This is a genomic window from Okeania sp. SIO2C9, assembly GCF_010672455.1.
In the GTDB taxonomy this organism is placed as follows: Bacteria; Cyanobacteriota; Cyanobacteriia; order Cyanobacteriales; family Microcoleaceae; genus Okeania.
Genome location: NZ_JAAHGO010000012.1, coordinates 264,068 through 288,136 on the forward strand (window position 1 = coordinate 264,068; position 24,069 = coordinate 288,136).

Here is a 24,069-nt window from a genome sequence, read left to right on the forward strand (position 1 = left end):
GGTTCTAAATTTACTCCATTAATATTTTTCTGAGCAAGTACATAGTCTTTATCTAACCACAATGGAATAAAAGGAGTCAGGAGTCAGGGGTTAGAACTAATTACTTAAGAGTAGAGGTTTTAAGTCTACTTAATTTATTAATTCCTCAATGATTTATTCTGAATTTTAGCTCTTGTACCTTACCAATATGTCTTTTGAACTCCCTTGAAAGTTATAACTCTAACTATCTACATAGATTTCTTACTCAAATTCTTTTTCGATCAAAAATCTAATTGACTAAATCATAGTATCTAATTCTCAATCTTTACTTCCTTGTCAATTCCAGTCAGAATTTCTATGATTTATTAATTGTCCAGAAAGGAAATTGCTGAGTCGGTTCTAAATTTACTCCATTAATATTTTTCTGAGCAAGTACATAGTCTTTATCTAACCACAATGGAATAAAAGGAGTCAGGAGTCAGGGGTTAGAACTAATTACTTAAGAGTAGAGGTTTTAAGTCTACTTAATTTATTAATTCCTCAATGATTTATTCTGAATTTTAGCTCTTGTACCTTACCAATATGTCTTTTGAACTCCCTTGAAAGTTATAACTCTAACTATCTACATAGATTTCTTACTCAAATTCTTTTTCGAGCAAAAATCTAATTGACTAAATCATAGTATCTAATTCTCAATCTTTACTTCCTTGTCAATTCCAGTCAGAATTTCTATGATTTATTAATTGTCCAGAAAGGAAATTGATGAGTCGGTTCTAAATTTACTCCATTAATATTTTTCTGAGCAAGTACATAGTCTTTATCTAACCACAATGGAATAAAAGGAGTCAGGAGTCAGGGGTTAGAAGTAATTACTTAAGAGTAGAGGTTTTAAGTCTACTTAATTTATTAATTCCTCAATGATTTATTCTGAATTTTAGCTCTTGTACCTTGCCAATATGTCTTCTGAACTCCCTTGAAAGTTATAACTCTAACTATCTATATAGATCCCTTATATCATGTCTCTCTAAATAACCCCAATAAAAAAAATTTAGGGAGTAAGGAGTAGGGAACAAGAGGAAATTTGTTTGCTCTCCATGACAAACGGAAAAAATATTCTCTCTCAACAGAATAGCATTTTTATTATGGCTAATTAATGAGACTTGATATTACTCAAATTCTTTTCCGAGCAAAAATCTCAATCATTAAATCATAGTATCTAATTCTAAATCTTTACTTCCTTCTCAAATCCAGTCAGAATCTCTATGATTTATTAATTGTCCAGAATGGAAATTGCTGAGTCGGTTCTAAACTAACTCCATTAATATTTTTCTGAGCAAATACATAATCTTTATCTAACCACAATGGAATAAAAGGAACATCTTCTCCTAATAAATCTTGAATTTCTCTGAAAATACCTTGGCGCTTTTCTGGGTTTTGTTCTTGACGTTGTTGCTCTATTAATTGATTGATACGATCGCTATAATAAAATGATCCTTGAAATTGGCTAGCTCCTGCTTCGCAACCTGTTTCTTCTGAGCCTTTTGTACATTCTAAAAATGGTTGGATATAGTTATCAGCGTCAACAAAATCTCCGTACCAATCTAACATAAAAGTTTGATATAGTCCTTTATCTAAATTTTTAAAGGCGGTTGCTGCTTCTACACTATTTAATTCTAATTCCATTAAACCGTCTATTTTTTCTTCTACAGATGCTTTGAGTGTACTAGCGACTAATTGTCTTTTTGTGGAATTAGATGCATACCAAATTTCTATTTTTGCTGGATTATCTTGAGAATATCCTGCCTCTTTTAATAACTCTTTAGCTTTGTCAAAATTTCCATCTCCATAATTTTCTTGAAATACTGGTTTATAACCTGCAAATTTATTGGGAATTAGACTATAAATAGGTTCTGATTGCCCTCGTAAAACTCGTTTATTTAACAAATTTCTGTCAACAATAGCTGCTAATGCTTGTCTCACTGCTTTGTTATCTAATGGTGCTGAATTAAGATTTAAAACTATATAATTAACTGTCTTACCATCTGTAGAAATTACTTGCCAACCTTGACGTTCCGATTCTTGTTCTAAGTTATAAATTTGGTCGGTGTCGAGAGATAAATAAGCTACATCAATAGCACCTGTTTTAAAGGCATTAAATAAATTGGCTGAACTAGAAAATATTTGAATGTCAACTCCTTTATTTTGTGGTTTTTCTCCCCAATAATTTTCAAATATATCTAACCGTAAAACATCAGTTCCGTACTCAGCTAATTTGTATGGTCCCGTACCAATAAATGTATCGGGTTTAAATTTATTTTCATCTGTTGTATATGCTTGAGGCGAAACAGCACAAAGACCAGAAAATGCTAGTAGAGGAGTAAAAGCAGCAAAGGGTTTTTTTAACTTTATTGTTAACTGATATTCTCCCGTAGCTTCTACTGACTCTACTGTATTTGCTAATAAAGAAGAAGGTGGACCTTCATTTTCAATAAAACGTTTTAAAGAAAAGGCCATTGCTTCGCTGTTGAAGGGAGTACCGTCATGGAATGTTACCCCCTGACGAAGAGGAATTGTATATTCTGTGCCATCTTCGCTAATTTTTGGCATTTCTGTGGCTAGTTGAGGGACAAGTTCTGTTGTTCCTAACTTGTAACCGTAGAGGCGATCGCCCAAATTATAGAGTAAGTTACCAGATATTACTTCGTAGGCATCTGCTGGGTCTACGGTACGAGGTTTAAGAGTTGTACCAATTGTAATACGATTTGTTTTGATTTCTGTAGTAGAGGTGTTATTAGGATTATTCTGTGGTTGACTACAACTAATAACTAGGAAACAGCAAAGACAAAACAAACTAATAAATTGAATAATTAGCTGTCGGGAACGGTTGACAGAATTAAATAATTGATGTTTGACCAATTTAATTATTTACCTCACTCATAATGGAGCTTCTTATTTTTTCTGAGATAAATTCTACCAAGATTTTAGTTCCTCAGAAAATTATTTAAAATAGTTAGACATCTTTGGAAAAGAGGGAGTAGGGAGTAGGGAGAAATAACTGATAATTTCTGTACGATAATTGATTTGATTTTTTATTATTGGAGATGTCTATTGCTTCTAAATTATGACTTGTTTAGTGCAAGCTCAAAATATTAAAAAGCTTTTCCGTTCCGGAATGCTCCGCAAACAGCAATTCAGCAGCTATAATTCAGATAAAACTAAGATAAATGCAATTTAAAAAGGTATTTCAACCCTTCTTCAATTGTCTTGCTTGTAGAATTAGGATATTTCAACCCAAGCTGATAGATAGTTCAACAATTAATAATTAATAATTAATAATTAATATAGCAATTCCCATACTGGTAAGGTACAAAATTTTAGCTTTTAGGGAACAGGGAACACCGGATCTGGGAACAGGTATGGAGAGAATAGAGAACATAATAGAAATAAAGATAGGTGTACCTCATTAGCCTGGGAAACGCTATAATCAACAATTACTTCTTCTTTTCAAGGAGAGGATTGACGCTTAAGGAATTTTTTTCTCCTTTATAAGGAGAGACTTTAAACCTTAATTATTCGGTAAAATTGACATTTATAGCGCTGTGCGCAGCTCCGGAAGGCAACAGCTCCGGAAGGCAACAGGGAACCCACCCCTCGCCCCTCCCCCTCCCAGGAGGGGAATAAAAAAACGATAATATAAGATTTTAGCTATTTAGCCCCTCCTGCAATTTGTAAATATACCAGCGCTCATTGCTATACATAAAATTATTCTTACTAGATTTGATGACTACCATGAAAATTTCTTGAGAGTATTTGTCACAACTTCTAATAATAATTTATCTATACATAGGATATAGCAACCCTCAATCATTTGTGATAATTTGATTATTTCTCTATTATTTATATACCCTAAAATTCTAAAATATTTTACAACTGAAATAATATCACTCTATTTATCAATGAACACCATAGTTTTGCTGATGTTAATTCTTATCTAATTTAGAAAAAAATTAAGAATTATCACAGACTATGGATAAGTTTAGAGGTTCATGTTTAAAATTGCGATACCATATAGTTTTTACTGGCAAATTCTATGTGTGATTCTCAAAATATCAATAAAAATTTGAGTGTAGAAGAAGTTTATACTTGTCCTGTATGTTATCATGGCCAGATATCAGCAATGGTTTTAATGGATGCTTTTGCTTGTAACTTCTGTAACCATATTTTTACTGCGGATTTGGTAAAGCAATCATTGAAAATAGCGGATAGTTCTTCTCCTTTAAGTTGGCAGTGGAATGGTAGAAATTGGAAAGTCGATTATCCTAATGCCGAATTGAGTTGGGTAATTAAGTTATTAGCAGTTGCATTTGTAATATTACCAACAACATTAATAGGATTAACGGCTTACTTTTATCCTCCAATACCTGGTACTCCTTTGTGTTGGTTACCGAAAGTTTGGACTGGTTTAACTTTTCTATTTCATTTGCTAATTATCGTTAATATTTTCATTGATTATTATCAGTTTCCAGTCAGGTTATATTTAAAAGCAGTAGGACGGTATTTATGGTTTAGAATTTCAACACAAAATTCTTCTAGTTGAAGAATGAAAAAGTGGATTGGGACTCAAACACAAACCAATTGTAAATATCGTGCAAAGGGTGGAATATTAAACCCAAAAGAAAAAGATAAATTTCAAGATGCTCAATTGCTGAATCAGACATAATTAATGAGCAAGGGATGAAGATATGAGATTTCCAGATGAGTTATGAAGCTGGATTATCATTTTTTACCATACTAAAAACTTGGTAAATTTTTTCATTTTTCCCTGTTCCCTAAAGTCTTAAATTATCTTTTTACCGAAAAATTAAGGTATAAAGCCTCTCCATTCATGGAGAAAAAAGCGATCGTTTGCGTTTGCGATAGCATTCCTTAAGGAAAGCATTCCATAGGATGGGATGGCGAGGTATCCTCGCCATATCCAATCGATCAAGAGAAGAAAAAAATTTCTTTTAACCCAATCCTCTTCTTTTCAATTCTTTTCAAGGAGAGGTAATTCTAAATTCTCAATTCTTAATTCTAAATTATTGAAACCATTTAAAAAAAAGAATGTGTTTGAATAATCACTGTGATTCAAAGACTTTAAAAAAGATGTCTCTTTGACAAAATCGCTAAATTTGAATTGCTATAGCAAAGAATGAGTTGGTTAGGATATAGACTGATAATAAACCTTAGACAGGGAAATATTTTTTCCACTGTTGCCTGTTGCCTGTTGCCTGTCGCCTATTACCTATTACCTATTTCCTATTCCCCATTCCCTGCTATACAAATTATCTTAGCCAAAGATAGCATTAATTAAAACATCAGTTAAATTCATCTTTTCCAAATCATCAATAGTCACAGTATTACAAATATCAAACCTGGCACCTATTGTTTGTAATTCATTATCTAATAATTGAAAAAACTTTGTTACTTCAGGCTTATTTCCTACCTGAATAAGTGAAATACCCAATTCTTCATCTTGTTGCAAATTATTAGCCGCAAAAATTATAATATCCTTGACTCGCTCAGGGTCTTCTATCTCACCTACCGTAACAACTAAGATAGTTTCCCCATTTGGCTTTGCTGTATTTAAAGCACGTCGCTCAAAATAATTATCAATAGCATCCTTAAGAGCATCTGCTAAATTAGTTTTGCCCGAAGGTTGATTTTCCAGGAAGATATGAGCTAAGTCGGTGGATGTCACCTGGTCATATCGTTTAAAATAATCTGAAAATAGGTAAACTGTTAGTCCATCTAAATCTAGCTTCTCACATTCACTTGCTAATTTGATTACCGACTCTTGCATTAGTTCCCAAGGACTTTTGCCTATGGCAGAGTCAGATAGATACATATCTTTGCTTTTATCGATGATTAAGGTGTAATCACGCTGTTGTATAGCAGCACCACCTTCAAGTAACGGGTCCATAATATTGGTCTCCATTATCTTCTCTTACTAAATTGTTAATAGCACCAAAATTTGTTTGTGCTGACTTAATTTTCTACTGTCTGCGGAAAATGTTTTTATCCATCTGTAGAAACTTCTAAGTTATGATGAGATTATAGTTAGAATTTTGATTTTCCAGTAAAAATTTACAATTTCAATAGTTCAACATTATATCATCTTGTTGGTAGTTGCATATATTTTTAATTAAGCAGAAAATTTAGATAGAAGCAAACTTTCATTGACATCAGCTCTAGGAAAATGTCTCTTCTCCGGAAAAACACCCAATTAAATTGAAATAAAGTAATAGTTGTTTTTAGAGCTTTTATGACGAATTATTGCGGAACTAACTGAGTTTTTTGTAAGTCTATTTTAGTTAAATACTATAAATTTGTATTATCTGTAACTAATCAGACAAAATGGTACAAATCAAGTCCATTTTAGTTATGATAGATTAATTAGAGATAGACAAATTAAGTTTAACTAATACTAAATTTTGCAATTCTGCTGTTATATGTAGCCAAGTAGCAGAATAAAATTAAAACTTACACTTTTATTTGATCCTGTAGTTCTAGTCATAGTTCTAAAGTGACTGGTTTCCCTACTAATAATCACAAGTAAACCTAGCAATAATAAATGCGTATTAACCATGAAATTAAACTCTAAAAATCATAAACCAAATCCAAATGAGCGAGTTGATAAGAAATCACCTCATCCTTTTTTACTAGCATTAATTTTGACTGGAATATTAGCTGCGGAAGCATATCCCAATCTTACTGAAACAGCAATTGCTGCTGTAAAAGTGCTTCAATCTCAACAATTAGAAACAAATACCAAAACTCATTCTACAGCTAATAAATTTGCCAACCTTATCAAGTCTGCAACAGAGACTAAAATCGACTATCAGACAGAAAGTTCTCAACCCTTTTTTCTAAAAAATAAATCTATCAATCAGATACTTGCTGTTAGCAAACCTTCCATTAGTCAAAATTTTGATGGTCTAAAAAAAATCAGTAAACCTACCCTAGATAAAGTGGAAAAAATTGCCGATAATCACGAAATAATACCTAATAATATAGTTGATGCTGTTCGCGAAGATTTAAGTAATCAAACGGGTATTTTGCCTGAAAATATCAAAGTCACTCAAGTCAGTCAAGAAACTTGGCCTAATACTTGTTTGGGACTTGCAAATAGTGATGAACTTTGTGGGCAAAGATTAGTAGAAGGTTGGTATATTATCTTGTCTGATGGTAATGAGACCTGGTCTTATCGTACAGATAATAAGGGTAAATTAATCAGAGTAGAACCAAAAAATTAAATATAGTTCTCATAAATCGCCTATATAATTACCAAATACTTTAAAAAGGAGAAATGGAAATTCCATAAATAGATTGTGTTCCACTACGTTTTGCTACATCAAATGAAATATTTGACAATTGTGGAGCAATAGCTAAGTTTGGTATTATGAAAATCTATAGACAACTATAGTTAGCTTTAGTAAGTGAAGGAAAACCTTCAAACAGACTTTAGTCTATCTTAAAAATGATATAGTTTTAAGAACTGAAGTTTTAATTTGAACAAAAAGGAAATATCTGAAGTATTTAGATATTCTTGTTTCAACAGACTTACTCTATCAGGAGTAGTTTATGATTAATTTACCTAGTTTCAGCCGATACAAACAAGAATTGTTCAAACCATTGATAACGGTAAAAAAGTAAACTCGAAGCTGCTATTATTTAAAGTTGAATTTCAGATCTAAGTAGAACATGTTCAACAATTAATAATTAATAATTACCTCTTCCTTTAAAGGAGAGGATTGACGCTGAAGGAAAATTTTTCTTTTTATCCCCTTAAAAGGGGAGGCTTTAAACCACAATTTTTCGGTAAATTTTGGGCGCTATGTATCAAATTAGGTAGTGCAGAGCGCAAAGTGTGGGAATGATTTGATGAATATAGTCCCTAAATCGTGGAAATAATTATGGAATGTCCTCTGTCTGGTGATCATAAACCCCATAAACACGGAAAAACCATTCAACAATGAATAATGAATAATGAATAATGAATACAAAGATAACGGTTAGGTTAGCGTACGCGTACTTCCATTGAATTTGGGTTCGCCCGTCGCACAAGATTATACTGCTGCACAAAGAGCTGAGTTGGCGTTCGCCCAGCGTTGCGTTACTCTGTATCGCTCCTTGGAGTTGGAACGACCTAATTACTTATCCCACACTTTGCGCTCTGCACTACCGAAAATTGTAAATTAGCTCAAAAGTTTATATTCATTGCCTTTAGGGTTTTTTTGATTAAAAATGCAACGTCTTTTTTTTAGCCTGGTCTACTTAAGCTAAGTAGTTTGAGTCTGAAGAATTACTTTCAAAAAAATAGTAAATACCGGAAACCTGCAATATTCTTATCTTTAGAGTTATTACTACAGAACTCTCAGAAGATAGTTGTACAGAAAAATTTAATATTAACATGGAGTTAAGCGGACTCGAACCGCTGGCCCCCTCAATGCCATTGAGGTGCTCTACCAACTGAGCTATAACCCCTAATTGCGAATATTTTAGCCTTTTCTCAACTAACTGTTTTTTCCAATTAGTACTCTAACTATACCAGAACTTCTAGATTTTACAGATACCTTATCAATAATACTTATTTTAAATTAACTTGTATATAATAATATTTGATATTGTTGTCGTATAAAAATTAGCAATTGGCAAATTAATAATGTCTAGTGGTATTTGTATGACATTTGCATATCTTGGGTTGTACCTCTAGATGACCAGATACATCAAGCCCGGCAATTCCCGGCCAAAGTCGGGAAAACCGTTCATAGCAACGTGACGGCAAAACCATCAACGCAGGCGGTATCTCGCAATGCTTCGAGGAAAATCCCCAAAGCGCTATTTTTTGACTTATTTATGGCTAACTCACATGAGTATTTATTTTGCGCTTTCTTTTTCAAGACTTGGCAACCATTCGGGATGACTCACGCGTCGGGATCGAAATAACGCGATACTCAGTTGTCAGTTATTTTCCAACTTCTATCATAACACTATTTTCAGGAAATTGCCAGGGATTATCAAATCTAGTAATGCACCTGTAATAGTTTCGCTATATTTAACTAGAAAAGGAATTAATTTTTACACTTCTTGAGATTGTGACTAAAGAGATGAAATCTTCTCTCTGTCTGCGTTAAGCATGAGTTATCTTGATCATTTTTACTTCTTTAGTATCGAATATATTAACAAAACAATGGATATATTATTAACAGGACTTACCCAAAGACACTATATATAGCGCATACCAATTTAGGAGATTGCTGACGCAAAGCTCCGCTAACGCTATAATTTTTTCAGCATAACCTTCTAATCAACAAGGTCCGCAGAAAAATGGACGTAACAGGACTCGAACCTGTGACCCCTACCATGTCAAGGTAGTGCTCTAACCAACTGAGCTATACGTCCAAACTATATTTTAGTATACCAATTCTAGAGCAAAAGTCTAAATTTTATGAGAAACATATAAACAATAACTATTTTTGATCTATAAATAAATAAGTATATATTATAAATATGCCTTTGACCGAATAATTAAGGTTTAAAGCCTCTCCTTTCCAGGAGAAACAAGCGGTCGATCTTCGGAGCGCACCCGTTGGGTGGGATGGCGTTAGGGTTTGCGATAGCATTCCGCCAGGAAAGCGGCTCTGTCAAGAGCTGGTCTCCTCGCAATATCCAATCGACTCCTGTGAAGAAAATTTTTTCATGATTAGTCAATCCTCTTTTTTTCAAGTAGAGGTAATTAATAATTAATAATTAATAATTAATAATTAATAATTAATAATTAATAATTAATAATGGCTTTGTTGCACAAAGAAACCGAATAAGGTAAAAATAACACTGCATGGCACAACAAACCTATTATTAATTGTTGAACCTAGCAGGGGTATTGTAGTAGATACTGAACTACCCGACTGTAACCTACGCTGTGGGGAGATTTTCTGATTTTAGAGGGGACTGCCGTCTGTTCTTAACTCTACTTTTTTCGCTATACTAGTGCAGAATGGCGGAAATAACTGACCAGTTACAAAATCCTAAAAGCCTTACCAATCAATACTTCTGACTTCTGACTTCTGACTTGGTGACTTCCGCGTAGCGGCACTAGCCTTATCTAAAATATCAATTTTTTTTGAAATGTACAGATATAAAAAATATGAACAAAACTGTAAAAATACTGCTGAGAGATTTCAATAAGCAAGATAATCATCATTGGAGTGAGAGTAATGTTTAGTGTCTGTAGCATCAGCAGTCTACCCTATTATTAAAAAACTTGCCAAAAATTCAACACCACCGATAAACCAGATATGGCAGTAAATGCAATCTTATTCAACCTAAATATTGACAAAGTTCTCACAAAACGAACAGAATATTCATCATACAAATTATGAGTACAAATTCATCACAAGTAAACACATCTGCGGTGCAAGCAGGGGGTCAACTTAGCTTCTTTGAAAAATATCTTACCGTTTGGGTAGCGTTGTGTATCCTCACAGGTATTGCACTAGGGAAAATATTTCCTGGTGTTGCCAGTGCATTAGATGCTATGAGTATTTATCAAGTATCCATACCCATTGCTATCTGTTTATTTTTTATGATGTATCCCATCATGGTAAAAATAGACTTTACCCAAACCAGAAATGCAGCTCGCACTCCCAAACCTGTAATCTTAACATTAATCGTCAACTGGGTAATTAAACCCTTTACCATGGTAGCATTTGCGCAAATTTTCCTCGGTTGGCTATTCCGTCCACTATTAACAGGTACAGAAATATTGCGGGGTACAGAAGTAGCTTTGGCAGACTCCTACATTGCTGGAACAATATTACTTGGTATCGCACCCTGTACGGCAATGGTATTAATGTGGGGTTACCTTTCCTACAGCAACCAGGGACATACATTAGTAATGGTGGCGATTAATTCCTTGACAATGTTGTTTTTGTATGCTCCACTCGGACGGTGGTTACTGTCAGCTAATAATTTAACTGTGCCTTGGGAAACTATTGTTTTATCGGTGCTAATTTATGTGGGTTTACCTCTAGCTGCTGGAATGTATAGTCGTTACTGGATTTTCAAAAATAAAGGAAAAGCATGGTTTGAGCGTAAGTTTCTCAAATATTTAAATCCAGTTTCTACTGCTGCTTTGTTGATAACTTTAGTTTTATTGTTTGCTTTTAAGGGAGAATTAATTGTAGAAAATCCTTTTCATATTTTGTTGATAGCAGTACCACTATTTCTCCAGACTAATTTTATTTTCTTGATTACTTATGTAGCAGCTCTGAAAATGAAATTACATTATGAAGATGCTGCTCCTGCTGCTTTAATTGGAGCTAGTAATCATTTTGAAGTAGCGATCGCCACTTCAGTTACTCTATTTGGTTTGAATTCTGGGGCAGCTTTAGCAACAGTAGTGGGAGTATTAATAGAAGTACCAGTAATGTTGATGTTGGTAGAATTTTGTAAACGTACAGCTTTTTGGTTCCCTCGCGAACCAGAAAAGGCAACATTAATTGACCCCCGTTGTTATGCGACTCCATTGGTAGGGGAGTAGGGGAGAACGTTTCACTGAAGTTAGAATTCAGAAGTCACAAGTCAGAAGTCAGATTTTATCTACTAAAAACTTTGATAAGACTATAGTTTCGGGCAATTATTTGACATTTAAAGAAGCGAAACTATTTGTGACCAATAAATAAGGTCTCAAACCTCCCCTTTCAAGGAGATGAAAAAAAATTAATTCAGTATTTCAAGCCTCCTACTGAAGTAGGAGGTACTGATAACTGATAACTGAAATGACATCCCTACGGAAAACAGTCTCAAATCCTAGTTTGTCGTACCTCATGGGTAAGTCCTGTTTATGAATAAATTGAAACTGCTAATTTAAAATTTGTTCTTGACAACCTACCACCTAAAACCTAAAACCTACCACCTAAATAAAGCATACACTTTGATAACAGAATTCAGAAATGACAAATTTTGACCATCCTCCAAGAATTTTATTCCTATACGGGTCTCTGCGCGAACGTTCCTACAGTCGTTTGTTAGCAGAAGAAGCTGCTCGGATAATTACAGAAATGGGGGCGGAAGTGAAATTTTTTCATCCCCACGATCTACCTTTACGAGGACGAGTAGAAGATTCTCATCCAAAAGTTCAAGAGTTGCTAGGATTAAGTCAATGGTCTGAAGGGCAAGTCTGGACATCGCCAGAAATGCACGGTAATATTACAGGTATTCTCAAAAATCAAATTGACTGGATTCCTTTAAGTATTGGTTCAGTGCGTCCAACTCAAGGAAAAACTTTGGCAGTTATGCAAGTGAGTGGGGGTTCTCAGTCTTTTAATGCAGTTAATAGTCTACGAATTTTGGGCAGATGGATGCGAATGTTTACTATTCCGAATCAGTCTTCTGTAGCGAAAGCTTATCAGGAATTTAATGAAGATGGAACTATGAAAGATTCAGCTTATCGCGATCGCGTTGTTGATGTTATGGAGGAATTGTACAAATTTACATTACTATTACGAAATAAGATTGATTATTTAACAGACCGCTATAGCGAACGTAAAAGTTTGGAGAACAACAGGAAAAACTAACAATGGAACAAGAAACGAATCAACCAATAACAGAAAACTTGTGGTGGGTGATTCCAGATAAACTAGCAGGAGTTCGCAAACCAACTGAAGAAGAGTTACCAGAATTACAGAAACTAGGTATCGGTGCAATAGTCTCTTTGATGGATGACCCTTCTAACTTAGAGCTATACAAACAAGCAAACTTACCTTACTTGTGGTTGCCTACCAAAGGAGGAACTGCACCAAGTCGGGAACAAATTAAACAACTACAGGATTTTATTGATAGTCAAAACAATGGTGTTATAATTCATTGCAGCAATGGCAAAAGACGAACAGCTACTGCTCTTGCGGGGTATTTGATTATTTCTGGTTCATCTTATGATGAGGCAATGGAAATTATTTCAACTGCAAATCCAGAAATTGATTTACGGGAATCTCAAAGTAGCTTTTTACAGACTTTGGCAAAAAATTAACTTGTTTAAGAGGTTAAAAAGCTGGATACTATAACGCCATTTGCTCCTACAGATAGTGTATTATCTAATAATTTGCTTAAGTCCTGAGCTAGTTAAGAAAAAAGAAAATTTGGTGTTGGTGCATTGTAATGGTAGTGCTTTGTAATTATTTTTATTATGAGAAACTACAGTGGGAGCATCTTCTTCCCGTACTATGCTATTCACTATTGCTATGTAAAACTATCGAAAATTTAAAGGAGGAAAAATATAGCAATGCGTATCGGAATAAATGGATTTGGTCGCATGGGAAGGTTGGCACTGCGTGCAGCTTGGGAATGGCCAGAACTAGAGTTCGTTCACATTAATGAAATTAAAGGAGGTACGGCAGCAGCAGCACATTTACTTAAGTTTGATTCTGTACATGGCAGGTGGTCGCCGGAAGTAGAAGCAACAGGCGAACAGGTAATAATTGATGGTAAACCTCTTAGTTTCAGTGAATATTCTCAACCAGGTGAGGTGCCTTGGGAAAATTTTGGTGTCGATCTTGTCTTGGAATGTTCTGGCAAGTTTAGGACTAAAACCACTCTCGAACCTTACTTTCAGCATGGTGTCAAAAAGGTAATTGTGGCAGCACCAGTTAAAGAAGAAGCTTTAAATGTAGTCATGGGTGTTAACGATAATCTCTATGAACCTGAAAAACATCACTTACTCACGGCAGCTTCTTGTACTACCAACTGTTTAGCTCCAGTGGTAAAGGTGATTCACGAAGGATTGGGAATTAAACATGGAGTTATTACTACTATCCATGACAATACTAATACTCAAGTTATTGTTGATGCACCTCATAAAGATTTGCGTCGTGCCAGAGCTACAAGTCTTTCACTGATTCCGACTACAACTGGTTCGGCAACAGCGATAACATTAATTTACCCAGAACTTAAGGGTAAGTTGAATGGTTTAGCGGTGCGGGTTCCTTTGTTAAATGCTTCTTTGACAGACTGTGTATTTGAGGTGGTTCGTCCTACCACAGTAGCAGAAATTAACAGTTTATTGAAAGCTGCATCTGAACAAGAACCACTGAAAGGAATTTTAGGTTATGAAGAACGTCCTTTAGTTTCTATTGATTATAAAGATGACCCCCGGTCTTCTATTATTGATGCTCTTTCAACAATGGTAGTAGATGAGACTCAAGTGAAAATTTTGGCTTGGTATGATAATGAATGGGGTTATGCTAATCGTATGGTAGAGTTAGCTCGAAAAGTTGCTCTGAGTTTGAAATAGGCATTTCAGTTATCAGTTATCAGTTATAGTCATTCTGGTTTAGATTGAGACGAGTTTTTCTTGCTGTGAAAGGCTTTGAGCTGAAAAAGTGCCCCATTCTTATTCAGAATAACTATATCAGTTCTCAGTAATTCTCCTTAGAGACTAATATAGAATCTAGTGAACAGTTGTCATTGCGACGATAGGAAGCAATTTCAGAAGTTAAGGAGATTGCTTTCTTCCACTCCATTCCAGTCGCAATGACTTGGATATAGTAGTTACCCAGATTTTATATAATTACTGGTTTAGTGTAATAATGATCTAATGAGTAATAACTTATGACTGATAACTGATACCAATTTGAAAACAGAATGTTACGAATAATAAGAGCGATAAAAATACTTTACAGAAGCTGTCCCTTTGACAAAAAAGAGAATTTCCGACCTAAAAACAGGTATTAAATCTATTCCCATACGACTTCTGAATTGCAGAATTGCTGTTTGCGGAGCATTCCGTAGGAAATTCTAAGAAATACCCTAGCTATTTGTAGCAAACATTTATCAAAATGGTATGACAATAAGTTAAATAAATAGGATAAAAAGGATAAAAATATGGCTGAAGTTTCTATGACGATGAAAGATATTTTTAAGCACAGAGCAATTCCAATTATAGAGAATTGCCTTGCTACTGATAATTTGTTTGAAAATTTAGAAAGAGATGAAACGCAATATATTCGATACTTTTCTGAGAAATTGTTCTCTAAAAGAATTACAAGAAATGACTGAAGAAATACTTAGTGATAGAATCAGACGTATATTGGGAGGACAAGTATTATTTAGATTACTGAGTGATTTAACACCTAAAGAAATAGAAGATTTTGATGCAGCAATGCGAGATTTGAGGAAAATGCAGTAATGACATATTTATTAGATCCAAATATTCTAACTCCTCTTATTAAACAAGATTCTAGACTATTGGTTCGCCTTGATGATGTTAATTATAGAAGAGAAAAACTCTTTATCAGTTGTATTACCTATTTTGAAAGTAAGGGAGGTTTATTAGCAATTAATTCCCAAAAAAAGTTAGCTATTTTGGATGATTTGTGTAAATAATGATATCAATATTTTGTTTTTAGACAAGATAGAGATAATTAATATTGCCTCTGGCATTTATGCAAATTTAAGGCAAAAAGGAACACCCATACAAGTTCCTGATATTGTGATTGCAGCTACAGCAATTCATCACAATCTGGTGTTAGTTTCTAATGATTCAGATATGTTAAGAATTGAAGTTTAACTTGAGAAAATTGGTTACAATAGTTTAAAGTAATAAAAATCATGGCTTCTACCACAAGTTCTAGTATAAAAAATTATGCCCTAGTCACCCTTGCTTACTGGGGTTTCACCATTACTGATGGTGCTCTGCGAATGTTAGTGCTACTCTACTTCTACAAAATTGGTTACTCTCCCCTAGAAATAGCCTTTTTGTTCTTATTTTATGAAGTTTTTGGCATCTTTACTAACTTTTTCGGCGGTTGGATCGGTTCTCAATTTGGATTAAGAGTAACTCTTTACAGCGGTCTTGCTCTGCAGGTTTTCGCCTTAATAATGCTTTCATGGGTAAACCCAAATTGGGCACAATGGTTGGCTGTATCTTATGTGATGGTAGCACAAGCATTTTCGGGAATAGCAAAAGACTTAACGAAAATGAGTTCTAAAAGTGCGATTAAGTTAGTTGTGCCTGAAGATGCTGAATCATCTCTATTTAAGTGGGTGGCAGTATTAACTGGTTCCAAGAATGCTCTGAAAGGAGTTGGTTTTTTTGTCGGTAGTGCGCTACTGACATTATTTGGATTTGTCAATGCTCTGTGGATAATGGCAGGCGGATTATTTTTAATTCTGTTCACCAGCATAATGTTGCCAGAAGACATGGGCAAAATTAAGCAGAAAGTGAACTTTAAAGAACTTTTTTCTAAAAGTGAGGAAATTAATATTCTTTCTGCTGCTCGCTTCTTTTTATTTGGTTCGCGAGATGTCTGGTTTGTGGTAGGATTACCTGTTTTCCTGGAAGGTACTTTGGGTTGGTCGTTTTATCAAGTTGGTGGATTTATGGCTTGTTGGGTGATTGGTTATGGTATTATTCAATCTTTAGCACCGACTCTGATCCAGAAATTTGGTTCTGGCGAGCCACCACAATCGAAAACTATCCAATTTTGGACATTTACCTTGACTGGTATTCCTGGAGCGATCGCTCTGGCGCTACAATTAGGTTTACCTGCTAATTTGGTAATTGTTAGTGGTTTGATGCTATTTGGCATAGTGTTTGCTTTTAACTCTGCGGTTCATTCCTACCTGGTATTAGCATTTACTGATGATGAAAAAGTGGCTTTAAATGTTGGCTTCTATTATATGGCTAATTCTGGTGGTCGTCTTGCAGGTACGGTTTTATCTGGGTTGGTTTATCAGATATTTGGTTTAGTTGGGTGTCTGTGGGTATCGATGTCGTTTGTGTTAGCAGCAGGTTTAATTTCTTTGAAGTTACCCGATCCTCAACCGAGTCAAGCTATTGCTTGGAAAGCTGGTGGGGGAGATTAATCAGTTATCAGTTATCAGTTATCAGTTATCAGCAGGACTTATGCAGTCAAGTAGGTTGAGTAGAATGATAGTGAAACCTAACCAAATTCCAATTTGAATGGTTTTGTGTTGGGTTATTATATCAAATCCGGATAACTACTATACCCAAGTAAGTCATTGCGACTGGAACGGAGTGGAAGAAAGCAATCTCGTGACACCCCTGAGATTGCTTCCTATCGTCGCAATGACCGTGGATTTGATATTACTTTTAACTGTTAATTTGATTAGCGATCGCATATTGTCAAAATTCCTTTTTCTGAACCTATTGGAGATATAAACCCATTTCCTTCTAGTGTTGTTTCCACAATAACTTGACCTGTAGCAGTTATTCGTCTGATTACTATAGGAAGAAATCTGCGAGTATTACAATCAATTTGCACTCCCATATAAACTTCTCTCATTCCATCTTCGTCTTCCTGGTCGTATTGCTTTAATATTTCTGCTCCCCACAAGTTATCGCCCAGGTATTCAATAGTGTTCATGTTTATTGATGTTGTGGCTTTACGGTTAGCTCCTACGGGATACCATTCTACCATCCGTTGTGTTATCAGCAGACTTGCAAAAAGTTCAAACATAATTAATTCCTCAATAACTAATTAAACAGAAACCAGATTTATCTACGAAATTTCCTGATTTGAAACACAATAATCAGGGGAATAGACCTGATTTCTTCATCGGTTGCTACTCAAACCCCTCATCCACACCAATATTGTAGTTGTGTTCTTGAATTAGGGTGATATATAGATGTCAGACCAGTAAAGTTTTGACTTTCTCCGAACTGATTCTAAAGTTGTTTAGTTGTCGGTTTCTGATAAATTTCTCCTTGTTTCATTACAAACAATATTATGACTATAAATCCTGATATATATAGTAACAGTCAATCACTACTTTTGCAAACAATTATTTAGGCTAATGTTAGAGAATAAACTTATTGTCCACTTTTGTCATCTATTTACCGCATACGGCTCCAAAACAAAATCCCACAAATGATGCGCCATCTCTAATTTACTACAAGAGGGAATATCTAACTGCCTACCTTCTGCATCCAGAAAAATTCCCTGATTTGTATTACTGCCAAAACCTGCACCTTCGCGATCGATAGGGTTAGCAACAATAGCATCTAAATTTTTAACTCGTAATTTCTCCAAAGCAGGGGCAACAATATCTCCAGTCTGTGCTGCAAAACCAATTAAGTATTGATGAGACTGCTTTAATTTTCCTACACTCCGCCACAATATCCGGTACTGGTGTCAAAGGTAATGAATTTGGTAGCGATCGCTTGGGCAATTTCTCACTACTATATTCAGCTTCAAACTTTTTTACTCATAATATTCCGCTATTTGACAATCTTTTCAGGATTTGAAAATTTGTAGCTCTAAGTTTATGAACCCAAAGTTGCACTAAATTTCGGTTTTGCTCAACCAAGGGATGAATTTTTGTACTTCCTCTTTCTCTATAACTCCTCCCACACTCCCCACACTCCCCACACCCCCCACACCCACAAATTCATCCCGCACTCTATGCAACGCCTAAATTTCAGAACCTCTAGCTTCTTCAGCTTGAATGGTATCAGGTGTTAAATGTCGCCATCTAAACCTATGGGAAAATTGATGTGATTTCCCTTCCACAATATCCGCTGCAATTTCTCCTAATAAAGGTGCCATTTTAAACCCATGTCCGCTGCCACCACTACTCACAGAAAGACCTTGAATTTCTGGATGGTTATCTATCCAGAAGTGTCCGTCAAGGGTATCAGTATATAAACATCTACGAGTATACACCAAAGGTGCATCTACCAATTCGGGGAAAGTTATCTTCAGAAAAGACCGCATCTTCTCTACCTCATTATCTTTAATTCGGCGATCGCTATTTTCGGGATGAAGAGGTACACCACTAGAATGTTTAGCTATCTTGACAACACCATATTTAGGCAAAAAAGGAAAACCATACCAACCAGAATTAGAAATATCGGCTGCAAAAACACTCAAATAGGGCGACGAAAAGTATTTAGGGTTTTGAGGTTTTAACCAAAAAACAGGATGACCAGTGGTTTTCATGTAAGGTTGTAGTTCTGGCAAAAGATAGGGAGTATTCGCACCTGCTGCTACCAGCGCATGACCACATTCAAAAGTATTTCCCTCTCTAGTTTTGATTCCTTGCAACTTCCCATTTTCCACAATCAAACTTTCTGCGGTTTGCCCTTGGTAAATTTCAACACCTAAAGAACAAGCATACTCAGTTAGTTTTTCTACTACCAGTGAAGATTCTACATAACCTGCTTTCGGATTAAAATTAGCATCTATGTAAACCGAGTTATTCACCATTGGAAAACGTTCTTTAATACTTTCAGCATTCATTCTGTCTGGAGAATAACCACTTTCAACGAGATTTTGGTAACTAAACTTTTCAAAGCTGTGGCGATCGCTTTCTATTTTATCTTTACACAGCATTAAAAAACCTACTTCGTGATATAATTCTTCCCCAAAAAAATCATTCCATTCTTTCCAGCGGTCAATACATATTTCTGCCATGCGGAAATATTCTTTATCTGTACCATATTCCATACGGACAACTTTAGTAATATCAGTAGAAGCTGCTAGATGATGGGGAATGGTATCTGGGTTAATAACTGCCACTTTATATTTTCTTTTGGCTAATTCTACAACAGCAGTAATACCAAAGATGCCGCTACCTACAATTAGAAAATCATATTTTGTATTGGGATTTTTCATGAGTTTTTATGAATGTTAAACTGATTATGTTGAAAATATCAATTGTATAATTTTCCTATACTTAGATTAAGTCAAATTTTGATAATTATTCTACTTCATAGTTAAATTATACTTTCAGCTTCAGAAACAAAATTAAATCTTTATAATCCTAATTTCACATATTCTTCTTCTCTTTCTATACTGATAGATTTCCTTCCCAATTTTTGAGCGACTACAGATGTAGTAAAAGTTCCTGCAAATAAATCTATAATTAAATCGCCAGGACAACTACTTGCTCTAATAATTATTCCCAATAAAGCTTCTGGTTTTTGAGAGGGAGGAGTGGCAAATATTAGGTCAATACTACTGTCTTTATACACAATTATCTCAAACAGCGATCGCCTCTCCCCAAATATTTTTTTTCTGCAAATTTCCAAATTTTCATTTGCTTTAGGAAGTAGGATACAGGGGTATGTTTCTAACATTATGGTTGTGACAAGATAAGAAAGAAAAAAAAGAGAATATACAGCATTCAATCTTTGTGAGGTACACCCAAGCGGGCAAGATGCCCGCACTTAAATATTTAATTATTAATACCTGTACTTCCTTCCTTCTTCCTTCTTCCTTACCGAATAATTAACTAATTAATAATTAAATAATTCTGGTTTAAAGCCTCCCTTTTTAAGGGAAAAAAAGCGGTCGTTTGCGGAGCATTCCGTAGGATGGGATGGATGGGTTTCCTAACCATATCCAATCGACCAAGAGAAAAGAAATAATATTTCCTTATATTCAATTCCGTAGCGGTTTTAACCAGAGGTAATTATCAATTATCCATTATCAATTATCCATTAATGAATTCAAGCTTCATCACAAGGCTCAAAATCCAATAAATGGACATAAGGTTCAATTAACTCTGGACGTTGAAAGGCGATCGCTCGTAGTATAACAGAGTCTGGCTCAATTCCAATAGCATTAAATTCTTCGCGACTTACTTTGATTTCTATTTCGTAGTAATTTTGTATCTGCTCAGTAAATTGGGGGTAAATAACAGCTTGACAAAATCTATGATTATTTAGAGAAAATCATAGATTTAAGTAAGTTGGCATAAATAAACCAAACTATGTAAAGATAAGTAAATACTAATAATATATCTAATATGAGTGAGAAAATTTACACATGGGGGCTCGTTAACGCCTAGAGCAAACAACATAGTGCCATAGACAATTTTTTTAAAATGTTTTAATTATTCTCGACTTCCAAAATATTAGTTTGTGTACTATATTAACTTGGACTGGTTCCGTAAAAACTATCTAAACAGCTTAAATTCAAGCGAAAAAAATCTATGGTGAATCTCTCTTTAGAAACAATCAGGGCAAAATTTAGGAGAATATTAATATATGGTATTGGAGTTAAACTTCTTGGATATTATGAAAAGTTAATTCCTAAATATTCCTTGATTGGTGATACAGCATTTTTTGACTCTCAACAATTTGACTGGACCACTGAGATAGAAGCAAATTGGGTATTGATTCGGAAAGAATTAGATGAACTCCTCAAATACAGAGATAGTTTACCAAATTTCCAAGACATTTCTCCAGACCAAGCTGATTATACTAGCCCTGATGATTTGTGGAAAACATTTTTTATGTATGGGTATGGTATTAAATCAGAAAAAAATTGTCAAAGATGCCCAGAAACAACTCGTTTAATCGAAAAAATTCCGGGGATGAAAACAGCATTCTTTTCTATTTTATTACCTGGTAAACATATTCCTGAACATCGAGGTCCCTACAAAGGAGTTGTTCGTTATTTATTAGCATTAAAAGTACCTGAACCAAAAGAAAAATGTCGCATTCGGGTGGGTGATGAAACCCGTCATTGGGAAGAAGGAAAAAGTATGATGTTTGATGATTCTTTTCCCCATGAAGCTTGGAATGAAACTGATGGTGTCCGTGTAGTTTTATTTTTAGACATAATGAGACCAATGCGTTTTCCTCTTTCAGTTTTTAATGAATTATTTATGAAATTAATTGCAATTTCTCCCTATATTCAAGATGCTAATATTAATCAGAAACATTGGGCAGACCGTTTAGAAAAATTGTTTGCACAGGAACGTGAAAAAGAGAAAGTTTAAATTTGAAGAAGGAAGAAGGAAGAAGGAAGGAGGAAGGAGGAAAAATATTGCTTTGTCTGAGTTTTAGAGCTTCTCGAATTGTCCTAACCTTTCCTTCTATTATTATTATTGATTGATGCTCTAAGCTAAATTATCAACTTGATATTATTGTTTTTTAATTCAGAGGTGAAGTAAGGCGATCGCTATTTTTTTGCTAGAGGTAAACTTTAAATTTTCAGCTCTTTTATATTGATAATATTTACTGCCCTTTTTGTTCTAGAAAGGACTTACGCACCAGACTCTACAAATAGGGAGGGCGAATACCATTTGTAGGGGCGAATGGTACTTTAAAAGTAAATTTGTGTAAGTCCTGCTAGGTATCAAATTTTTTGTATCTCAAATAACAAACAATTTATTAGAAATTATTCATATATATTAGTGCGAGCATCTTGCTCGCGTCAAGTGAGACGGGGACTTACGCACCAAGCGCCATATATATAGCAACCGCCAAGGCGGTTAGGACAATTAGTGCGAGGATCTTGCTCGCGTCATAAATCATCATAATCACCCGATGTCCTAACTATAGTAGCGCCATATATAGTAGGGGCGAATGGCATTCGCCCCCTACTAATAGCGTATTGTCTAATAATTTGCCTAAGTCCTGATTTAATAAAAAACAAAACTAAAAAAATATATTTGGAGCAGTAGTGGGTTACGATTTTGACGCAATAATTATTGGCAGTGGTGCAGGAGGAGGAACAATTGCCCATACTCTAGCAAAAGCTGGTAAACGAGTTCTGCTCGTGGAACGTGGCCCTAGATTTAGTGATGTTGAAGCCTTTCAAGATGAGCAACGAATGCTGATTAATAAAGAAGCTTTTGACGATCGCCAAATTCAAGTAAATGGACGTAGCGCTCAACTTCACATCGCAGGAATATTAGGTGGTGGTACATCCCTATATGGAGGAGTACTCATGCGCCCAAGTCCCTACGATTTCCATCCAGGTAAATTTTATGACCAATGGTTACCCCGTCATTTATGGGATTGGCCGATCGCCTATGATGATATGGCTCCTTACTTCGACCAGGCAGAAATTTTATTCGGTGTCGCCGGGGATAAGCCACACAAAATGCTGAATATTGGTACGCCAAATAATGGTTATCCGGCCACAGTTCCACCACTCGAACCAATTAACCAACAATTAGAAAAAGGTATCAAAGCTGCGGGACTAACTCCTTTTCATCTTGCCTTCGGTATAAACTTTGATACTTGTCTACGTTGTTCTAAATGTCCTGGTTTTTACTGCCCCAATGAATCTCGTGCTTCTACAGTGATCTGTGCTATTGATCAGGCAACCCTTAATTACCACCTTAAAGTTCAAACTCTGACAGAGGCAGAATATTTAGTTACTAATACCAGTCAAAAAGTTACTGCTATTCGCCTTCGTTGTCGCAAAACTGGCAAAGTGGAGGAACTCACTGCCAAAATTTATATTCTGTCTGCTGGAGCATTGGGTAGTCCAGTTATTCTGATGAAGTCTGGTTTAACAGGGCGTAGTGGACAAGTAGGGCGGAATTATATGTATCATTGTGGTGCTTTAGTGGCGGGATTATTCAAACAATCTACTGGTGGGGCGGATAAATTTATTAAACAGTTAGGGTTTACAGACCTCTATCTTGGTTCCAAAGAATTTCCACATAAATTAGGGTTAGCTCAAACTGTACCTATTCCCGGACTTCTTTCTCTACAAGAAAATTTTCCTGTGCCAATTCCTCAACCTATCGCCGAATTTCTGTTGAAGCGAATGTTAGTAATAACTGGTATTGTGGAAGATTTACCCCAAGAGGAAAATCGGATAGAAGTTGGTAAGGATGGGAAAATTCGTCTGTTCCACAAATTTCATTCTTATGATGTTTTCCGTTCTCGGTATTACATGACTAAGTTAAAACGGGTATTTCGTTCGGCAGGAGCGGTATTATGTTTTGGGGCAATGGGTCATAAGGATGATATTCATACGTCCCACCAAGTAGGTACAACTCGCTTTGGTAAAGATCCAAATACATCTGTACTTGACCAAGATTGTCGTTTACATGACCATGAAAATGTCTTTGTTGTGGATGGTGGTTTTATGCCAAATGCTTTGGGTGTTAGTCCAGCTCTGACTATTGCAGCTAATGCTCTTAGGGTAGGGGATATTATGTTGCAAAAAGCGATAATTTGAATTTGTGGCTTCATGGCGATCGCATTTCTCTAACGATTCCCCAGAACGCGATCGCCGACCCAATTTAACTAAAACTTAAGATTATACAACACTGAGGTCA

The 24,069-nt window shown here is 35.2% G+C and carries 18 protein-coding genes, 2 tRNA genes and 2 pseudogenes; 12 read left to right on the forward strand and 10 right to left on the reverse strand.

Going from position 1 to position 24,069, the window contains the following annotated elements; translation table 11 throughout:
• Positions 1 to 1,239: 1,239 nt before the first annotated feature.
• Positions 1,240 to 2,895 (reverse strand): ABC transporter substrate-binding protein, encoded by a 1,656-nt coding sequence (locus F6K23_RS11670; protein WP_293154994.1) that lies wholly within the window; start codon positions 2,893 to 2,895, stop codon positions 1,240 to 1,242.
• A 1,174-nt stretch (positions 2,896 to 4,069) separates the two neighbouring features.
• Here F6K23_RS11670 and F6K23_RS11675 point away from each other — a divergent pair.
• Complete coding sequence (locus F6K23_RS11675) at positions 4,070 to 4,576, forward strand: hypothetical protein (RefSeq protein ID WP_293154996.1); 507 nt, start codon at positions 4,070 to 4,072, stop codon at positions 4,574 to 4,576.
• A 732-nt stretch (positions 4,577 to 5,308) separates the two neighbouring features.
• Here F6K23_RS11675 and F6K23_RS11680 read toward each other — a convergent pair.
• The gene (locus tag F6K23_RS11680) at positions 5,309 to 5,941 is read right to left on the reverse strand and encodes a VWA domain-containing protein (protein ID WP_293154999.1); all 633 of its coding nucleotides are present in this window, start codon (positions 5,939 to 5,941) and stop codon (positions 5,309 to 5,311) included.
• Positions 5,942 to 6,605: 664 nt separating this feature from the next.
• On the opposite strand from F6K23_RS11680, the gene F6K23_RS11685 reads away from it, so the two are divergent.
• Positions 6,606 to 7,274, forward strand: a complete 669-nt coding sequence (locus F6K23_RS11685) for a hypothetical protein (protein ID WP_293155002.1) — start codon at positions 6,606 to 6,608, stop codon at positions 7,272 to 7,274.
• Between the two features lie 1,158 nt (positions 7,275 to 8,432).
• Here F6K23_RS11685 and F6K23_RS11690 read toward each other — a convergent pair.
• Positions 8,433 to 8,505 (reverse strand) — tRNA-Ala (locus F6K23_RS11690).
• An 844-nt stretch (positions 8,506 to 9,349) separates the two neighbouring features.
• Positions 9,350 to 9,423 (reverse strand) — tRNA-Val (locus F6K23_RS11695).
• A gap of 976 nt (positions 9,424 to 10,399) precedes the next feature.
• On the opposite strand from F6K23_RS11695, the gene arsB reads away from it, so the two are divergent.
• The 8 genes from arsB (at position 10,400) to arsJ (ending at position 16,884) form a co-directional block, all read left to right on the forward strand.
• Positions 10,400 to 11,563, forward strand: coding sequence for an ACR3 family arsenite efflux transporter (gene arsB / locus F6K23_RS11700; RefSeq protein ID WP_293155005.1), 1,164 nt, complete (start codon positions 10,400 to 10,402; stop codon positions 11,561 to 11,563).
• A gap of 412 nt (positions 11,564 to 11,975) precedes the next feature.
• Positions 11,976 to 12,599 (forward strand): arsenical resistance protein ArsH, encoded by a 624-nt coding sequence (gene arsH / locus F6K23_RS11705; protein ID WP_293155008.1) that lies wholly within the window; start codon positions 11,976 to 11,978, stop codon positions 12,597 to 12,599.
• A gap of 2 nt (positions 12,600 to 12,601) precedes the next feature.
• Positions 12,602 to 13,051 carry a dual specificity protein phosphatase family protein gene (locus F6K23_RS11710; protein WP_293155011.1) on the forward strand — a complete coding sequence of 150 codons (450 nt, stop codon included), beginning with the start codon at positions 12,602 to 12,604 and terminating at the stop codon, positions 13,049 to 13,051.
• Positions 13,052 to 13,303: 252 nt separating this feature from the next.
• Positions 13,304 to 14,311, forward strand: a complete 1,008-nt coding sequence (locus F6K23_RS11715; RefSeq protein ID WP_293155014.1) for an ArsJ-associated glyceraldehyde-3-phosphate dehydrogenase — start codon at positions 13,304 to 13,306, stop codon at positions 14,309 to 14,311.
• 696 nt (positions 14,312 to 15,007) lie between these two features.
• Positions 15,008 to 15,205, forward strand: a complete 198-nt coding sequence (locus tag F6K23_RS11720; RefSeq protein WP_293155017.1) for a hypothetical protein — start codon at positions 15,008 to 15,010, stop codon at positions 15,203 to 15,205.
• A complete protein-coding gene (locus tag F6K23_RS11725; RefSeq protein ID WP_293155020.1) occupies positions 15,205 to 15,402 on the forward strand; it encodes a hypothetical protein in 198 nt (65 codons plus the stop codon). The genes F6K23_RS11720 and F6K23_RS11725 overlap by 1 nt, the downstream gene beginning before the upstream one ends.
• Before the next feature lie 13 nt (positions 15,403 to 15,415).
• Positions 15,416 to 15,586 (forward strand): PIN domain-containing protein, encoded by a 171-nt coding sequence (locus F6K23_RS11730; RefSeq protein ID WP_293155023.1) that lies wholly within the window; start codon positions 15,416 to 15,418, stop codon positions 15,584 to 15,586.
• A gap of 41 nt (positions 15,587 to 15,627) precedes the next feature.
• A complete protein-coding gene (arsJ, locus tag F6K23_RS11735; RefSeq protein ID WP_293155026.1) occupies positions 15,628 to 16,884 on the forward strand; it encodes an organoarsenical effux MFS transporter ArsJ in 1,257 nt (418 codons plus the stop codon).
• Positions 16,885 to 17,147: 263 nt separating this feature from the next.
• Here arsJ and F6K23_RS11740 read toward each other — a convergent pair whose 3' ends face one another.
• The 6 genes and pseudogenes from F6K23_RS11740 to F6K23_RS11765 all read right to left on the reverse strand — a co-directional run.
• Positions 17,148 to 17,498, reverse strand: coding sequence for a hypothetical protein (locus F6K23_RS11740; RefSeq protein ID WP_293155029.1), 351 nt, complete (start codon positions 17,496 to 17,498; stop codon positions 17,148 to 17,150).
• Positions 17,499 to 17,867: 369 nt separating this feature from the next.
• A pseudogene (locus F6K23_RS11745) lies at positions 17,868 to 18,228 on the reverse strand (phosphopantothenoylcysteine decarboxylase); the annotation flags it as partial.
• Between the two features lie 95 nt (positions 18,229 to 18,323).
• On the reverse strand, positions 18,324 to 18,449 hold the full coding sequence (locus tag F6K23_RS11750) for a hypothetical protein (RefSeq protein ID WP_293155032.1): 126 nt from the start codon (positions 18,447 to 18,449) through the stop codon (positions 18,324 to 18,326).
• A 3-nt stretch (positions 18,450 to 18,452) separates the two neighbouring features.
• Complete coding sequence (locus F6K23_RS11755; RefSeq protein ID WP_293155035.1) at positions 18,453 to 19,655, reverse strand: FAD-binding oxidoreductase; 1,203 nt, start codon at positions 19,653 to 19,655, stop codon at positions 18,453 to 18,455.
• A 140-nt stretch (positions 19,656 to 19,795) separates the two neighbouring features.
• The gene (locus F6K23_RS11760) at positions 19,796 to 20,119 is read right to left on the reverse strand and encodes a DNA methyltransferase (protein WP_293155038.1); all 324 of its coding nucleotides are present in this window, start codon (positions 20,117 to 20,119) and stop codon (positions 19,796 to 19,798) included.
• Positions 20,120 to 20,491: 372 nt separating this feature from the next.
• Positions 20,492 to 20,578: pseudogene (locus F6K23_RS11765) on the reverse strand (DUF2555 domain-containing protein); the annotation flags it as partial.
• A gap of 398 nt (positions 20,579 to 20,976) precedes the next feature.
• On the opposite strand from F6K23_RS11765, the gene F6K23_RS11770 reads away from it, so the two are divergent.
• A complete protein-coding gene (locus F6K23_RS11770) occupies positions 20,977 to 21,768 on the forward strand; it encodes an aspartyl/asparaginyl beta-hydroxylase domain-containing protein (RefSeq protein ID WP_293155041.1) in 792 nt (263 codons plus the stop codon).
• Positions 21,769 to 22,454: 686 nt separating this feature from the next.
• Complete coding sequence (locus F6K23_RS11775; protein ID WP_293155044.1) at positions 22,455 to 23,969, forward strand: GMC family oxidoreductase N-terminal domain-containing protein; 1,515 nt, start codon at positions 22,455 to 22,457, stop codon at positions 23,967 to 23,969.
• Positions 23,970 to 24,069: the final 100 nt, after the last annotated feature.

Excerpts from the sequence above, each read along its gene's own strand:
- F6K23_RS11675 (WP_293154996.1), top strand. The coding sequence starts at position 4,070 with ATGTGTGATTCTCAAAATATCAATAAAAATTTGAGTGTAGAAGAAGTT.
- F6K23_RS11680 (WP_293154999.1), bottom strand. The coding sequence starts at position 5,941 with ATGGACCCGTTACTTGAAGGTGGTGCTGCTATACAACAGCGTGATTAC.
- F6K23_RS11685 (WP_293155002.1), top strand. The coding sequence starts at position 6,606 with ATGAAATTAAACTCTAAAAATCATAAACCAAATCCAAATGAGCGAGTT.
- arsB (WP_293155005.1), top strand. The coding sequence starts at position 10,400 with ATGAGTACAAATTCATCACAAGTAAACACATCTGCGGTGCAAGCAGGG.
- arsH (WP_293155008.1), top strand. The coding sequence starts at position 11,976 with ATGACAAATTTTGACCATCCTCCAAGAATTTTATTCCTATACGGGTCT.
- F6K23_RS11710 (WP_293155011.1), top strand. The coding sequence starts at position 12,602 with ATGGAACAAGAAACGAATCAACCAATAACAGAAAACTTGTGGTGGGTG.
- F6K23_RS11715 (WP_293155014.1), top strand. The coding sequence starts at position 13,304 with ATGCGTATCGGAATAAATGGATTTGGTCGCATGGGAAGGTTGGCACTG.
- F6K23_RS11720 (WP_293155017.1), top strand. The coding sequence starts at position 15,008 with ATGAAACGCAATATATTCGATACTTTTCTGAGAAATTGTTCTCTAAAA.
- F6K23_RS11725 (WP_293155020.1), top strand. The coding sequence starts at position 15,205 with ATGACATATTTATTAGATCCAAATATTCTAACTCCTCTTATTAAACAA.
- arsJ (WP_293155026.1), top strand. The coding sequence starts at position 15,628 with ATGGCTTCTACCACAAGTTCTAGTATAAAAAATTATGCCCTAGTCACC.
- F6K23_RS11740 (WP_293155029.1), bottom strand. The coding sequence starts at position 17,498 with ATGTTTGAACTTTTTGCAAGTCTGCTGATAACACAACGGATGGTAGAA.
- F6K23_RS11755 (WP_293155035.1), bottom strand. The coding sequence starts at position 19,655 with ATGAAAAATCCCAATACAAAATATGATTTTCTAATTGTAGGTAGCGGC.
- F6K23_RS11760 (WP_293155038.1), bottom strand. The coding sequence starts at position 20,119 with ATGTTAGAAACATACCCCTGTATCCTACTTCCTAAAGCAAATGAAAAT.
- F6K23_RS11770 (WP_293155041.1), top strand. The coding sequence starts at position 20,977 with ATGGTGAATCTCTCTTTAGAAACAATCAGGGCAAAATTTAGGAGAATA.